The sequence below is a fragment of the Algibacter sp. TI.3.09 genome, from assembly GCF_038154905.1.
Taxonomy (GTDB): domain Bacteria; phylum Bacteroidota; class Bacteroidia; order Flavobacteriales; family Flavobacteriaceae; genus Algibacter.
Genome location: NZ_JBAKAN010000002.1, coordinates 373,633 through 389,262 on the forward strand (window position 1 = coordinate 373,633; position 15,630 = coordinate 389,262).

The 15,630-nt window shown below is 33.0% G+C and carries 9 protein-coding genes and 1 tRNA gene; 3 read left to right on the forward strand and 7 right to left on the reverse strand.

Annotated features, from left to right (window positions below):
- Positions 1-116 precede the first annotated feature (116 nt).
- The gene (locus V6246_RS09355) at positions 117-1,439 is read right to left on the reverse strand and encodes an HTTM domain-containing protein (protein WP_341560136.1); all 1,323 of its coding nucleotides are present in this window, start codon (positions 1,437-1,439) and stop codon (positions 117-119) included.
- Entirely contained in the window at positions 1,432-2,364 is a 933-nt protein-coding gene (locus tag V6246_RS09360; RefSeq protein ID WP_341560137.1) for a bifunctional riboflavin kinase/FAD synthetase, read from the reverse strand. The genes V6246_RS09355 and V6246_RS09360 overlap by 8 nt, the downstream gene beginning before the upstream one ends.
- 220 nt (positions 2,365-2,584) lie before the next feature.
- Here V6246_RS09360 and V6246_RS09365 point away from each other — a divergent pair, with 220 nt between their 5' ends.
- Positions 2,585-5,302 carry a zinc-dependent metalloprotease gene (locus V6246_RS09365; protein WP_341560138.1) on the forward strand — a complete coding sequence of 906 codons (2,718 nt, stop codon included), beginning with the start codon at positions 2,585-2,587 and terminating at the stop codon, positions 5,300-5,302.
- A 9-nt stretch (positions 5,303-5,311) separates the two neighbouring features.
- On the opposite strand, the gene pth is transcribed toward V6246_RS09365, so the two are convergent.
- The 3 genes from pth to V6246_RS09380 form a co-directional block, all read right to left on the reverse strand.
- The gene (gene pth / locus V6246_RS09370) at positions 5,312-5,878 is read right to left on the reverse strand and encodes an aminoacyl-tRNA hydrolase (RefSeq protein WP_341560139.1); all 567 of its coding nucleotides are present in this window, start codon (positions 5,876-5,878) and stop codon (positions 5,312-5,314) included.
- A 315-nt stretch (positions 5,879-6,193) separates the two neighbouring features.
- Positions 6,194-6,808: a 50S ribosomal protein L25/general stress protein Ctc gene (locus V6246_RS09375; RefSeq protein WP_159018664.1), complete on the reverse strand. Its 615-nt coding sequence runs from the start codon at positions 6,806-6,808 to the stop codon at positions 6,194-6,196.
- A 55-nt stretch (positions 6,809-6,863) separates the two neighbouring features.
- The gene (locus tag V6246_RS09380; protein ID WP_042496101.1) at positions 6,864-7,805 is read right to left on the reverse strand and encodes a ribose-phosphate pyrophosphokinase; all 942 of its coding nucleotides are present in this window, start codon (positions 7,803-7,805) and stop codon (positions 6,864-6,866) included.
- 146 nt (positions 7,806-7,951) lie between these two features.
- Between V6246_RS09380 and V6246_RS09385 the strand changes: the two genes are divergently transcribed.
- Together V6246_RS09385 and V6246_RS18460 are read left to right on the forward strand one after the other, a co-directional pair.
- Positions 7,952-8,031, forward strand: a tRNA-Leu gene (locus V6246_RS09385).
- A gap of 1,415 nt (positions 8,032-9,446) precedes the next feature.
- The gene (locus V6246_RS18460) at positions 9,447-9,695 is read left to right on the forward strand and encodes a tyrosine-type recombinase/integrase (protein ID WP_445818994.1); all 249 of its coding nucleotides are present in this window, start codon (positions 9,447-9,449) and stop codon (positions 9,693-9,695) included.
- An 811-nt stretch (positions 9,696-10,506) separates the two neighbouring features.
- On the opposite strand, the gene V6246_RS09390 is transcribed toward V6246_RS18460, so the two are convergent.
- Together V6246_RS09390 and V6246_RS09395 are read right to left on the reverse strand one after the other, a co-directional pair.
- Positions 10,507-14,892: a T9SS type B sorting domain-containing protein gene (locus V6246_RS09390; RefSeq protein WP_341560140.1), complete on the reverse strand. Its 4,386-nt coding sequence runs from the start codon at positions 14,890-14,892 to the stop codon at positions 10,507-10,509.
- A gap of 118 nt (positions 14,893-15,010) precedes the next feature.
- Entirely contained in the window at positions 15,011-15,382 is a 372-nt protein-coding gene (locus V6246_RS09395; RefSeq protein WP_341560141.1) for a hypothetical protein, read from the reverse strand.
- Positions 15,383-15,630 lie beyond the last annotated feature (248 nt).

Below are 15,630 nucleotides of genomic sequence, written 5' to 3' on the forward strand. Positions count from 1 at the left end.
AAAATTTAAGAAACAAATTTAGGGAATTGGGAATTATTTTGAGCCGTTAGTAGCAACGAATTTCACTAATAAGTTCTAATGCCCTGTTAGTAACAATTAAAAGTAAACAGTGCCACTTACTTAGCTTGTAAATCCGAGCTTAAAACCCAATCGTTATGCTTAAAGGCACGCCATTCTAAACTTGCCAAATCAACTTTAGGATCTATAAAAAGTTGATACTTTCTGCCGTTTACACTCACTTCAGAATTTACATAAACCGCAATGTCCTCGCCTTTTTCACTATATTCTTTTTTTAGCCGTTGAGCAAACTGCCACATAACATCTGGTTTGGTGCTTGCCGAGCGTTTTTGTTTTGCTGTTAAATAATCGTTCAACTTAACAACAAATCGTTTTCCTGTTTTTTTATTTTCAACAACGTAAGATGTACTGCCGTGCTTAACTCTTAGCATCATACGCCAAGATAAACGATGGCCTTCTTCCGTCCAAAGCACATTGTCTTCAATAAAATGATGACGTAACGGTAATGCCATTTGAATTAAAAAATATACTGAAAACAAACCTATTAAAAACGTTTTTTTCTTCGGAAGAAATACTTCACCTTCAACATATAAAGGCTTCTTTTTTAAAAATATGTTCCTAACCGTTTCAGCTTCAAAAAAGAAAAGGGAAAACGCTAAAGATAAAAAAGGGAAGATTCCGATTTGAAAAACAACCGCATTAAACAAATGAAAAAATATAGATGCAAAAAACATATACTTTCTTGTAGGCTTGAAAAGTAATAACGGAATTATTAATCCATCAAACAAAATACCTCCGTAAGCTAGAAAATAATGCACCGTTTTTTGTTGAAGCAATTCACCAACTAAAACAAAATTCTTTTTACCACGCATTAAAAGCTCAACAGCCGTAGTATCTAACCAATCGGGATAAAATTTAGCAACCGATGCATAAGTGTAAACAATAAGTAATTGCAGTATAAAAACCAACTTACACCACTGTGGCATTGAAAAACTCTTAATACTGCTATTTTGGTTAGCATCTATGGAAGCATAGGCATTTGCGGGCATAAAAACCATAATACTACTAAGCAACATTAACAAATAATAATGGTTATTGTATGATGATTTTTGCATTAAATATGTAGCCGACCACATAAACGCAAAGGCTATAATACTAAAACGGTATTTATAACCTAGCATAACGCCCAAGGCAAAAACCCCCATGATGCCGTAATAAAAATACATGCCGTTTCCGGGAAGTGGTTGCAACCACTCGAAACCAATAAATGAAAATGTGAATTTTGGCTCTACTAAAGTTTTAGTAATCCAACCTGTAAATATAGCGCCAACCGATTCTAAAAAACATAATAATCCAAAAACAATACGAAATACAACAAGTGCCGAATTATCTATATGCTTAAACAACCAATTATTAACCATGTAGCTTTTGGATATAGTCGCGTGTAAAAATTTTATCTTTTGAAAGTTGTGTTTTTAAAGCCTCAACCGATTCGAATTTTTCTTCATCTCGAATACGCTCTAATAAATTAATTTGAAGAGTTTTATCATAAAGATCGGCATCAAAATCTAAAAAATGAACTTCAATAGTTTGCTTGCTCCCATTAACTGTTGGGTTCACACCTATATTCATCATACCATAGACCAACTGGTTATTAATTGTAGCATTTACTATATATGCACCTTGTTTTGGTATCAACTTATAATCTTCTTCAATTTTAATATTTGCTGTTGGGTAATCGATTTGCTTCCCCAAACCTTTGCCTTTTACTACACTTCCATTTAGCATAAATGGATAGCCTAAATAACTATTGGCTTTGGCAATATCTCCATCTATTAAAGCAGTTCTAATTTTTGTAGAACTCACGGAAACATCGTCTATATCTTGAGCCGAAATTTCTTCAACCTCAAAACCAAAGCGTTCTCCAAAAGCTTTTAAATCGTTAATATCCGCATTTCTATTTCTGCCAAATCGATGATCGTAACCAATAATTACTTTTTTAGCATGCAACTTATCGACCAGTATTTGTTTTACAAAATCTTCTGCCGAAAGGCGAGAAAAATCGATTGTGAATTTTTTCACCAATAAATAATCTAAACCTAAAGCCTCCAAAATATCATGGCGCTCATCGATTGTATTTATAAGTTTAATGTTAGAATCTTTTTGCAACACCATACGCGGATGTGGAAAAAAGGTAAGAACCACAGATTTTAACCCTTGTAAATTTCCAGCATTAATTAACCGCTTTACTATTTTTTGATGCCCAATATGCACACCATCAAAGGTACCAATGGTTACAATGGTATCGTGGTTTTCTATGGCATTTGCAGAATTACTTAACTTCAACGTATCAATTTTGCACAAATTTACTTATTAAGTCTGTATTAAACCATTAAAGAAAGCGACTATTTTAAATTAGAAACCAAAGTTGTTCATTTAAAAAACAGGTTAAAAGGTAAGGTTTATCGTAATAAACAGAAATATTTAAGTTTCATTCAAAGATTTTTTTGTTATTCCTAACTTAACAACCTATTTTTATTGTCTATGCCTTTTTAAATTTATAAGAATGAAACATTTATACCCTAAATCGATATTATTTTTATTAGTAATTTTTTTCTTTTCTAATTTTGGAAATAGCCAAAATGGGCAAGATTTATGGGGGAAAACAGCTCAGAGCAAATCGGCTAACTCCAAAAAACTAGCACGAAAATCTACTCCTAAAAAAGCGTTAGAATACAGTTTAAATATTGAGGGGTTAAAATCTTATTTAAAAAATGCGCCACAACGTGAAACTCAAACCACATCGGATGTTATTTTAAGTTTCCCTGTTTCCAACGGAAATTTTGAGGAGTTTAAAATAGAAGAAGCTTCTGTTTTACACCCAGATCTTCAGGCAAAAATGCCAGAGTCTAGAAGTTATATTGGAAAAAGTATTGAAAATCCAGAAAACACTATTCGTTTTAGTATAACTCCACAAGGCTTACACACAATGCTTATGTCTGCCGGTCGAAGCACGCAATATATAGACCCTATAAGTTATGGTGAAAATAACTATTTAGTATATAGTAAAAGTGATTTACCACAATTAGAAAATCACTTTTCTTGTGAAGTTATTAGCAAAGAGATTGCCGGAAAATCCGCAGGAACCAAAGCAACCGCAGTGGCTTTAAATGATGGATTTATTAGAACTTACCGTATAGCAATTGCGAGCACTATTGAATATTCTGAATTTCATTGGACGGCAGCAGGTTTAACATCTAGCGATACAGAGGCTGATAAAAAGAACGCCGTTATGAACGCCATGATTGTAACCATGACTAGAGTTAATGGTGTTTATGAAAGAGAATTATCTGTCAGCATGCAATTTGTAGCAGACAATGAGAATCTTATTTTTATTGATTCAGATTCGTTTACTAATGATAATGCTGATAACTTAATAGATGAAAGTCAAACTCAAATCGATAATATTATTGGAAACGGAAATTATGATATAGGACATACATTTAGCACTGGAGGTGGTGGTTTAGCAGAACTAGGTTCTGTATGTATATCTAGTGGAAAAGCAAAAGGAGTTACAGGTTCGCCATCTCCTGTAGGAGATGCCTACGATATTGATTATGTAGCACATGAGTTGGGGCACCAGTTCGGGGCGCCTCACACATTTAATAGTGTTCTTCCTGCTGACAGCAATTGTTCTAATCTCACTCGTAGCACTACTAGCGCATACGAACCAGGAGGCGGAACAACTATAATGGCCTATGCTGGAATTTGTTCTCCAGACAACATTCAAGCAAATAGTGATGACTATTTTCACATTAATAGCTTACAACTTATTTGGAATCATATAAACAGTACTAATGGTTCGTGTGCAACAGAAACCACAAGTGGAAACGCCGAACCAGAAGCTATTGTGGATGGAACAAGTTACACTATACCACAATCTACACCTTATAAACTTTCTGGCTCTTCAACAGATGCCGATGGCATAGCTTCACATACCTACACATGGGAACAATTCGATTTAGGCAGCGCAGGCTTACCTTCTGAAACTAAAAGCACGGGGCCATTAGTACGCTCTTACCAAGGCACAACAAACTCTACGCGATATATTCCTAACTTAAAAGATTTATCTTATTTTAACGGTTCTACAACTTGGGAAAAACTATCATCCGTTGCACGCGATATAAACTTTAAACTCACTGTAAGAGATAATGAGACCTATGGCAGAACAGCATCGGCAGATATGACTGTAACAACCACCGCAGCTGCCGGACCATTTGTTATAACTTCTCAAAACACAGAAAACGAAAGCTGGACACAAAATGCTACACAAAACATTACTTGGGATGTAGCAGGAACAGATAGTAATGGCGTAAACACCGCAAAAGTAAACATCCTTTTATCTACCGATGGAGGATTAACATACCCAACTACATTAGCATCTAGCGTGGATAACGATGGATCGGAAGATATAACGGTACCAAACGTAACAGCACAAAACTGTAGAATAATGATTGAGGCAGACGGCAACATCTTTTTTGCGATAAACACCGAAGATTTTGCTATTGGCTACACAGTAACTAAAACTTGTACGCAGTATAGCGCATCGCCAAACGCGAGCATTCCTGATAATGCAACAGCTTTTGAATATAGCACTATTAATATAAGTCCATCTACAACTATAACAGATATTAATGTAGGTGTCAACATTACGCACACTTATAAAGGAGATCTGCAACTTGGTTTAATTAGCCCTACAAATCAATTTATTGATTTAATGAAACCACTGTTTTGTGCTACAGGAAGTTTAATTATTCAGTTTGATGATAACGCAACTGCTATGGACTGTAATAATACAGTAAGTAACGAAAGCTATCAACCTTTAGGAAGCCTTTCTGATTTTAACGGTGAAGACTCTTCTGGAAATTGGACACTTGCTTATGCCGATTTAGCCAATGGTGATACCGGAGTTTTAAACTCTTGGTTTATTGAAATTTGCGAAACCACTTTAGTACCGCTAAGCGTTACTTCTTTCACGCTTGAAGAATTAAAAGTATTCCCTAACCCAAACAATGGCGAATTCACGCTTAAACTATCCGCAGCATCACAAGAGGTTAATGTTGAAGTATATGATATTCGTGGCCGTAGAATTTACAAACAAACCTTTGAAGGCAACGGTAGCGTTAATGAGAATATTAACTTAAACCATGCGCAATCGGGTATGTATATTTTAAATGTTACCGATGGATTTAAACAAGCCACCAGAAAAATTATTGTTGAATAAATAACTTATTTACTTACCGTTAAAACTATTCATGGTATTGCTCATTCCTGCTAAACCGAAAGATTTAATAAGCTCTACCGATTTGGTTAAACGCTCTTTCATAGTCTTGTTTTCCTCTTCGCTCCACTCGCCAAGAACATAATCGATTTGTTTACCTTTACTAAAGGCATCACTAATTCCGAAACGGAATCTGTTATATTTTGTGGTGTTTAATGTGCTTTGGATATCTTTTAATCCGTTGTGCCCACCATCGCTGCCTTTTGCTTTTACACGAATACTACCAAAGGGTAAATTAAGATCATCGGTAATTACTAATAGATTTTCTAAAGGAATTTTTTCTTTGGTAAGCCAATATTGTACCGCTTTACCACTTAAATTCATGTAAGTACTTGGCTTTAGTAAAATAAAGGTGCGCCCTTTTAATTTATAGGTTGTAAGGTCGCCTAATTTCTGTGTAGTAAAGGTTAAATCTTCTTGAGCTGCTAAGTGATCTAATACTTTAAAACCAATATTATGGCGGGTATTTGCATACTCTGCTCCAATGTTTCCTAAACCAACTATTAAATATTTTTTCATAGGATTTTGCGCTTCTATGTTATTTTCTTTTCTGAATATTTTTAATAAAAATTGCCACATTTTATTGTTTTCTTTTAAACAAACATAACCAATACACACCTAACTTATCGTGCCTAACTATTGTTGATAAGTTTGACTTTGCGTTAGGGATTGCAGTGAAAAGCCCACAGCTTTACCAATGGTAATTGGTGGAGCGAGGACTTGCAGCGTAAAGCCCGACCCTTTTCGGGTAACGCCCAAATTATTATTTTGTGTAAAAATAAAAAAGCATCCTGAATTAACAGAATGCTTTTTGTATTTTGAAGTGAATATGTTCTATTCTTGAGTTGCTTCTGCTGCTGGAGCTTCTGCACCTTCTTCTTCTTCGTCATCTTCAACAACTGCTGTTCTAGAAGTTTTAATTTGACATACAACTGTGTTATCAGTATGTAAGAAAGTATATTTTTCGTTTGCTAATTCGCTAACGGCAACTTTATCACCAATTTTTAATGGAGTAATATCTACTTCAATAAAATCAGGAAGGTTTGCTGGAAGTGCTTTAACACGTAATTTACGGTTGTTTCTACGTAAGATACCACCATTTTTAACACCTTTTGAGTTTCCTACTAAGTTTACAGGAATATCTAAAGCGATTTCTTTGTCTTCGAATAACTGGTAGAAATCTACGTGTAAGATATTGTCTGTTACTGGGTGAAATTGAATATCTTGTAGTACTGCACTAAAAGTTTCACCACCTTCTAAATTAATCACAACTGTATGCGCATTAGGCGTGTATACTAGTTTTGAGAAGGCTAATTCTGCTGCTGCAAAATGTACTGGTTTGTCTCCTCCGTATAATACGCAAGGAACCTGACCAGCATTACGTAAGGCTTTTGCTGCTTTTTTGCCTACGCTTTCTCTTTGAGATCCGTTGATTGTAATTGATTTCATTTTTAATATATATATTTAATTAATACTCTAATTTGTGTTTTCCTTTTCAGGAAAATTACATTACAAAACTTGAACTGATAGACGTATTATTGTGTACCTTATCCATAACTTGAGCAAATAAATCTGCGCAACTTAATACACGAATTTTGTCGCTTAATGGTTTTACCGGAATAGAATCGGTTACAATAAGTTCTTCTAATTTTGAGTTTTCTAATTTCTTGTAAGCATCACCAGATAAAATTGGGTGTGTACAAATAGCTCTAACGCTTAATGCGCCACGCTCCATCATTAAATCGGCTGCTTTTGCTAGTGTTCCGGCTGTATCAACCATATCATCTACCAATACAACGTTTTTACCTGTTACGTCACCAATAAGTTCCATATGTGAAATCACATTGGCTTTTGCACGTTGTTTATAACAAATTACTACATCACTTTTTAACGCTTTAGAATAGGCATAAGCTCTTTTAGAACCTCCCATATCTGGCGATGCAATGGTTAAATTTGGTAAGTTTAAACTGCGTAAGTATGGTAAAAATATAGTGGATGCAAAAAGGTGATCTACTGGTTTTTCGAAAAACCCTTGTATTTGATCAGCATGCAAATCCATAGTGATTATACGTGTTGCACCTGCTGCTTCTAACATTTTCGCTACCAATTTTGCCGCAATTGGCACTCTTGGCTTGTCTTTTCTGTCTTGTCTTGCCCAACCAAAGTATGGTAAAACTGCTGTAATATGTCTTGCTGATGCTCGTTTTGCAGCATCAATCATTAACAACATTTCCATTAAGTTTTCTGGACCAGGGTTTGTTGAACCTATGATGAAAATACGTGCTCCACGTATAGACTCCTCGTAAGACGGTTGGAATTCTCCATCACTATAAGTTGAGGTAATTACTTTACCTAGTTTAGCTCCGTATGCTTTAGCGATTTTCTCGCCAAGGACTTTACTTTGAGTACACGCAAAAATTTTAGCTTCTGTTACTACTATGGGCATGGTTAATGTGTTGTTTTATAGGGATAAAAACATCTCTTGTTTTAAACAAGCTGCAAATTTATGGATTTATTTTTACCTAAAATGTATATTGATGCGTATTTTTTGAGTTATATATCGAAAAAATCTATATTTTTGCTGCTCCAAATGCTCAAGTGGTGGAATTGGTAGACACGTCGGATTCAAAATCCGATTCTTCGGAGTGCGGGTTCGATTCCCGCCTTGAGTACTTAAAACCCTTTAAAACACATGTTTTAAAGGGTTTTTTAATTTAAAGGGCTACGAAAAGGGCAACTTATTTATGTCTGAAACGCTGATTTGTCGTTGTAATCAAATTAATGAAGTGAAACAAACAAAGATTTGAGGTAAGGCGCTTTTCGCGACTTAATGAGGATTTTGTGAAGTCTAAATGTTCAATATTAGCTTCTTTTAGTTTTTGAGTGATTTCAATACCTGCTTCTGATAGATATAAATTTCTGCTTGGATGGTTGTGAGAGTTATTTATAAGGTAGCAAAGAAAAACATTATGTATAGCTTTTACAACAATAGCCCTATAAATCTACTTTTGTCTTAAAGACACTTTACATAATTATTTGTTTGTGTTTTAAGTCAAAAAAATAAATTCTCAATATTTACTCACTTCTTTATCTAAACATATTCATTAAACCTATTCGCTTAATTAGTAAAAAAATGAAATAACGACATTTTCTATAATTGAGGAATATAGCTACTAAAATTAACTTTAATCATTAAATAGTACTAACCATTTTCATTTAAAACAGCTCTCTATCTTTTGAAAAAGTTTTCTCTAATTCGATCATCTATAAGGAAACCGATTGATATCATATAGCTATCTTCTAGTACCTTTAAGTCATTTAAATTTTTCCTGCCGATTTCCTCCTAAAAATTTTATAGTTTTAGCTCCTTCATGTGTTATATGTGTAGATACTTCCTTGTGAAATGAATTATGGTATTTAGCATTTAGGATCAATTAAACTTGGATTAATAAACCACGTTTAATTGATTATAGCCATAGGTTTCATTTTGGCAACGCCTAACTATATTTTTTATCGGAAAACAACTTTCTTTTTTCTTCGGTTAAAAACTTCGCAAGACACTAATAAATTACCCCATTCATATGCCAACCAAAAACAACCTGGCCTTACAAAAGGGAACATCCCCCTCTTCCTCCTTGATTATAAAAACCTTATGACCCAAAGTATTCAACATCACTTGAAGTTATGTTTTTATATTTTGATTCACAAAAGCAGCACTTAAAACTCTGAATAGTTTCTAATGTTTTTTTTACTATAGTATCACGATAAATATCGCTATCAAAATTAAATCTTTATCAGTTTTTATAACCATCTCTACATCCCGCTTCATTTTCTACAAAATCTGCCTATGTTAATCTCCTTTAACAACTCCATCCGTTGTTAATATATTTAGTGTAGAATGTCCGATTTTGTCAATAAAATCCATGAAGAATCTCTTTTTAAGTCAGCTAATTTCTTAATTAGCATTATGCTTTCAATTTCTTCAATAGTTTCTCCCGTTAGCAAATACCCAATTTCATTTACGAAAGTCAAAAAACCTAACAACAAGAAAGAAAAAACTACAAAATAAAACACAAGCTATCTAAGCATGTATGGTATAGCAAATTTGTTAAGTCAACCAGATAGAACAACATTAAAAGGGATTCGAAATCTAACTCTGTTATCATTAATATACGACACAGGTGCTAGAGTTTCAGAAATAATTAATTTAACACCCTCGATGCTTAGATTAGAAAAACCCAATACCATTAAGATAATTGGTAAAGGAAATAAGGCTAGATTAATTCCAATGATTGATGCACAAATATCCCATTTTAAAAACTATATGAAAGCATAAAACTTAAGCAATCCAGAAAACAGACTAAGACCATTATTTTTTAATGATAGAAAAGACAAACTCACAAGGTCTGGAATAAAATATATTCTAAATAAAGATATAGAAAAGGCAAAAATAATATTCCTTAATAAAGCTTCATGCCATCCATTGAGGCATTCAAAAGCAATGTATTTATTAGAAGCAGGTGTAAATCTAGTTTAGATTAGAGATTTGTTAGGACATGTATCTATAAAAACTACAGAAATATATGTAATAATGGACTCTAAATTTAAAAGAGAAACTTTAGAAAAAGTATATATAAATTTAACCCCAAAACAAAAAAACAGAATGGGAAAATAATTTAGATTTAACATCTTGGCTTCTTCGTGCTCATAAATATCCTCTTCCAATATGGATTCTCGAAACTCCTTTTATTTTAATTTTACGTTCTAAACACCTACCTCCTCTTACATTTTTTACAACCAAATTTCTTAATTTATTTTAAAGCAAAAACATCTTCAAGTCGGTTTGCATACTCCAATGCTTTAAAACTAGCATCAAACAATTCAATAACCTTTTCATGTTTATATTGTTGAACTAAGAACTAGAAGTTTTTTATAGGAAAAAATTCCCATATAATTTTTAATATCTTCTAATTTTAAATGTAAAAAAACTAATTTGTATAACTTATTCTATCCTTACAATAATTGGTCTAAAATTAACTTAGAAATAATAGATTATTTGATTTCTAAAAAGTGATAAAAACTTCGAATAACATAGTATTTCTTAAATTATTTAAGATTGACTTAAAAAACAAACTTTAATACCAGTTTTATCGTTTTAATGTAAAATGCCCTTTATAAGTTTTTCCATTTTGGCGTTCTAAAACAAACCAATAATCATCAGAAATTAATCTACTTCCGTTAATTGTTCCATCCCAACCTAAATCGGTTGGAGTTAATTGCTTTAGTAGTTTTCCATATCTGTTATAAATATAAACTTTATTATTAGGTTCATGTCTTGAATTTAATATTTGCCAAGTATCATTATAGCCATCATTATTCGGTGTAAAGAATTTAGGGTAATTCAATAGATAAACAGAATCTGAAACAACTCCACAGCCATTTTTATCTCTTACATAAACTATGTATTCATCAATAATTAGATTATTGAATTCATTAGAATCTTGATAATTTATACCGTCTAATGAGTATTCATAATTGCCATTGCCTTCAACATAAACTGTAATATTATTGTTTTTTGAGGTCCAATCTTCAGTATCAATACTTGTGATTGTAGCAATATTTGACTCAGTAACAGTTATTGTTTTTGAAGTTTGACAACGCAAACCTCCATAGACATTTATTGTCGTTACTTCATAAGTTCCTGGTGTGTCTACTGTAATATTACGACTTGTTTCTCCAGTTGACCATAGATATTCATCATAACCAACATCGGCAACTATTTCTACAGTATCTCCTTCGCAAATAGGCCATTGACCTTTCATTAATAATACGGGTTGCTCGTTTACAATAATTTGAAAAGATGTTGTTGTATAACAATCAGGAAAATTGGCGTTTTCCAATCTCACATAAATGGTCTGTGGACTTTCTGTATTTGTAAAACTTATATTTTGTTTATCATTCCCTGTTTCAGCATCGGTTAAAGATAGATGATAAGATATAATATTTTTTGTTGGAGATTGCCCGTTTAAAATTACTTCATCTAGTGCACTAAAATCAAAGGTTTCAACACCGTCATTAGTGTCATCATCACATACTAAAATATTTTCAGGGGAGTTAGCAATAGGTAAATAATGAACACCTAGTTCAAAAGATATGATTTCATAACAACTAGCATTTCTAATATTTTGAACCCTTCCATAAACCTTTTGTGACACAGTATTTACTGCATATAAGTTTGGTAGTGCGTCTAGATTATTTTGAGCATCTGCTTCATTTTTAAAATATGCTACCTCAAATATCGATGAAGACTGTCCGCTGAGGATCTGCGAGTCATAATTAGATAAAATAAAAATATATTCGCCATCATTTGTAGCATCGTCGCAAGCAAAGTCATTCGCAATAGTATTAGCAATTGGTTGCTCACTAACCACAAAATTAATAGATGTTTCATCATAGCAAATGGAACTCAATTTATTCTCAACTCTTGTAGTTATAGTTTGTGTATTTGTAGTAAATGGATTAGGTAATGGACTTGGAAGTAAATTACCTTTCTCATCAAAATAACTCACTAGCATTCCTGTTTGTCCGTTTAAAACAGTTGTCTCAATATTGGATGTATCAAACTCAAACTCTCCGTCACCATCATCATCACATTCAACAAAATCCGAAATAGGATAAGCTACTGCTGCGGCATCAACGGCAAAGACTATTTGTGTTTCATGATAACAAGCACCGACAATGTCTTGTGATGACGAATTGATTACTCTTGCAGTAATGGTTTGTGTTGCTGTTAGAAAAGGATTTGGTAATGGACTTGAAATAGAGTTACCCATACCGTCAAAATACGCTACGGTTAAATTAGTTTGCCCATTAAGCAAAGTAGCCTCAATATTAGAGGTGTTAAAAGCATACATGCCGTCACCATCATCATCGCATTGTTCAGTAACGATTACTGGATTTGCAACAGGCACGGTTTCAACATGGAGTGTAATATGATGTCCTAAACCTAAACAATCGTTATCCACAGCACTATCAACCCGAATAAATACGTTTTGAATATTTGGGTATCCTATATTTTGATAACTAGTAATATTATCAATTGAATTAATTTCTGACAAAGCATCTACCTGATTACGATAATACTTAATAATTAATTGCTGACCTATTGGAAATAATGCTTGAATTTCGTTATCTACGATACTTAAATCAAAAGTTGCAATACCATCAGTTATATCAATGCCATCGTCACACTGATAAAAATTTCTTGTATAAGTATTTGGAATTTGTGTTGTGGATATAATTAAGTTTACTTGAGCTGTTCTGTAACAATTATTGCTATTTTCAACCCTTGCCCAAACGGAATCTGTACTTACTGTTTCATTAACATAAGTTGTATTATTGGTTATGGGGTCATTGCTGTTTTCAGCATCAGCTTGTGATTCATAAAACGTAATGGTTTCATTCTGATAGTTTGTTGATAATTTAATGTTAACTTCTGTTAAATTAAATACACTAGAACCATCCAAATCATCATCACATTGTTTGAGTTCTACCAAAGAAGAGACTGTAGGTAATTCGAAAACCTCAATATCAAAAGATGTTTGCGCTCTACAGTTGGTATTGCTGTTATTTACTACGTCGACATATATTATTTCTTGTACATTTAAATTTTGATATGCTGAAGCTGTACTAATTACATTGGTTAGCCCTGAATCTCTGTAATAATTTACCGTAAAATCTAATGGGGATTGCCCATTTAAAATTGAGGTTTCATTTTGTGTTAGATCAAATATAATCCTACCATCATCATCCGTTCCAAAACTTGTATCATCACAAAACGATAGTTTGGGTACATTTTGGTTTGGTGTTGGAGACTCAAACACTTCTATATTAAAAGAGGTTATTGCTTCACAAGAATTATTATTTACATTAAAAACACTAGCTATAATAGCTTGAGAACTATAAGCATTACTATTTGTGTAATTACTTGGAGATACAATAGTATTTCCATTTGTATAATCTAACATCGAAGCATAATAAGTTATGTCGAAATCTGAACTACTTTGCCCATTTAAAATAGCGGTATTTTGAGTTGTTAAGTCAAAACTGTAAAAGCCATCATTATCAACATCACAAACTAAAATATCTTGTGGTTGTGTTGCCGTTGGTTGTTCATATATGGTTATTGTTTGTGTCTCGGTAGATGTTTGTCCTCCTGATGTAACACTCAAAGTAACATCATAATCTCCCGTACTTAAATAAGTGTGTGTTGGGGTTTCAATATTAGAAGAATTACCATCTCCAAAATCCCAAGATAGTGAATCATAGGCTTGTGAGATGTTGGCATTAAATTGTGTAGTACCTCCAAAACATACATTTTCAAATTCAAAACCTACAATAAAAAATGATTGTATGAAAGGTGGTAAGCCAGATTTTGCAATACCCGTTCCTAAAGAGATGACATCTAACTGAAAACCACACCCCAAACCCAATACATCTGGGTTATTAATAACACTTAAGGCATTAATTTCTGGTGCACCATTAGTTGCTGCTCTGGTAACATATATTTTACCGTCAGGTGCTAATTGCAGTGCTCCCCAATTATTATCTATTATTTCATTATTTAAAAAGGTTGTATTTAATAAGGTTTCAAAAACCGTAGGAAGCGTAATATCAAATTGCGAAATGCCACTTGACCCTGAAACATATAAAATATCTCCCGATGGAGAAAACTCTAAACCATAAGGCTGAACCACACCTGTAACCTCATAAAAGTTTATATGGCTACTTAGTTCTCCTGTACTGTTGTTAAAATCAAAAAGCTGGATGCCATTACTGAATTTATAAAATGCCATAGCTATTTTTGTGCCGTCTGGAGACACTTTCATATACCCAGCATTATCGTCAAAAGAAGAACCGCTATAACTAAAACCTATATCTGTAATTACAGGAGTATTCTGAACACCAGTAGGCGTTACTAAGTAAGCATAAAATTCTGCACTACCATTTTTATGACAAATAACCCAAATATCCTTACCGTTAGCATGATTTACAGCTGTTAATTTTTCTAAAACAGGAGTAAGCAATAATGTGTTTTTTGTAGTTGTAACCGCACCTAAGCCACTATTTAAAGTCATATCTACTTCTGAATACTGCAAACCATTTGGTTCTCCTTGGAAATCTACAGTAAACACATAATAGATATTAAGAGCATCTGGTTTAGGAATTATAATAGCCGATTGCGTACTTGAAAAATTACCATTTAAACCTGTACCATTACTCATTATAGAATGGTCTTTTGTCCAAATGGTTGTACCATCTGTATAAAATTGTAAATTACCATTACTATCTGCTATTGAGGCGCACCCCTCTAGAGTTACAAGTTGTCCATTTGTAAGCGCAACAGGACTGCCACTATTAAAATCTAACCCAGCATTTTGTCCAAAATACCAAATGTTAGCTTCTTTTTGCGCGAAACTAACATTTGAAAATAATATTGTGATAGATAATATTTTAAGTAACTTTTGTATCAATAGATTTTTTTAATTAAGCCATTCTATAGTAAACTCTACTTCTAAATCTATTTCAGGTACTTTTAAAGTAATAGCACTCGGTTTAGTCGAAATATGTTCTTGAAATGTAATTTCTCTCTCAAAAGAGAGGTCCCAACATAATGTCTTGAGCTACGCCTCCATCATCATCTGCCATACTAAATTGTAAAGCGAATTCTGGGTTTAAATATAAATTTTTAGAAGACAAATCCCATGTTAAATCACCTTGATTTTCTTTTACTTCAGATTTAAACCAATTTTGAAAACTTAAACCACCTTGTTTGCTGTCTGGTTTTTGTTTTCTTAAATTAAAAAACACATCGGCTAAACGATTTGTATCGGAATCTGAAAATTCTGAATCCCAAGTGTTATTAATATTTGAAAAAGAAATAATTTTTACCGAAGTGATTCGTATAGTATTACCTCTTGTTATAGAAACAGTCATGGTTTTAATAACTTCTTCATCCTCCATATTTTTTGCTTTAAAATAAATAGTGTTTACTCCCTGGTTATCAAAACTAAAATAACATTTTGTAGTTTTTCCTAAATCGGAAAAACTAATACTACTTGTTCCGAAATTATCAAAAGAAACTTCTAGACTCTTAATGATTTCGTTTGATGAAATAGTCGCTTGGACTACTTCATCTATTAAAGCTCTATCCGCTATAGATAATTCTATTGAGAATACTGAGCCCTTAATAGGTTCCTTTGAATCATCAG

Coding starts and splice junctions, on each gene's coding strand:
- V6246_RS09375 (WP_159018664.1), bottom strand. CDS start 6,808: ATGAAATCAATTACAATCAACGGATCTCAAAGAGAAAGCGTAGGCAAA.
- V6246_RS09355 (WP_341560136.1), bottom strand. CDS start 1,439: ATGGTTAATAATTGGTTGTTTAAGCATATAGATAATTCGGCACTTGTT.
- V6246_RS18460 (WP_445818994.1), top strand. CDS start 9,447: ATGTATGGTATAGCAAATTTGTTAAGTCAACCAGATAGAACAACATTA.
- V6246_RS09365 (WP_341560138.1), top strand. CDS start 2,585: ATGAAACATTTATACCCTAAATCGATATTATTTTTATTAGTAATTTTT.
- pth (WP_341560139.1), bottom strand. CDS start 5,878: ATGAAAAAATATTTAATAGTTGGTTTAGGAAACATTGGAGCAGAGTAT.
- V6246_RS09380 (WP_042496101.1), bottom strand. CDS start 7,805: ATGCCCATAGTAGTAACAGAAGCTAAAATTTTTGCGTGTACTCAAAGT.
- V6246_RS09395 (WP_341560141.1), bottom strand. CDS start 15,382: ATGGAGGATGAAGAAGTTATTAAAACCATGACTGTTTCTATAACAAGA.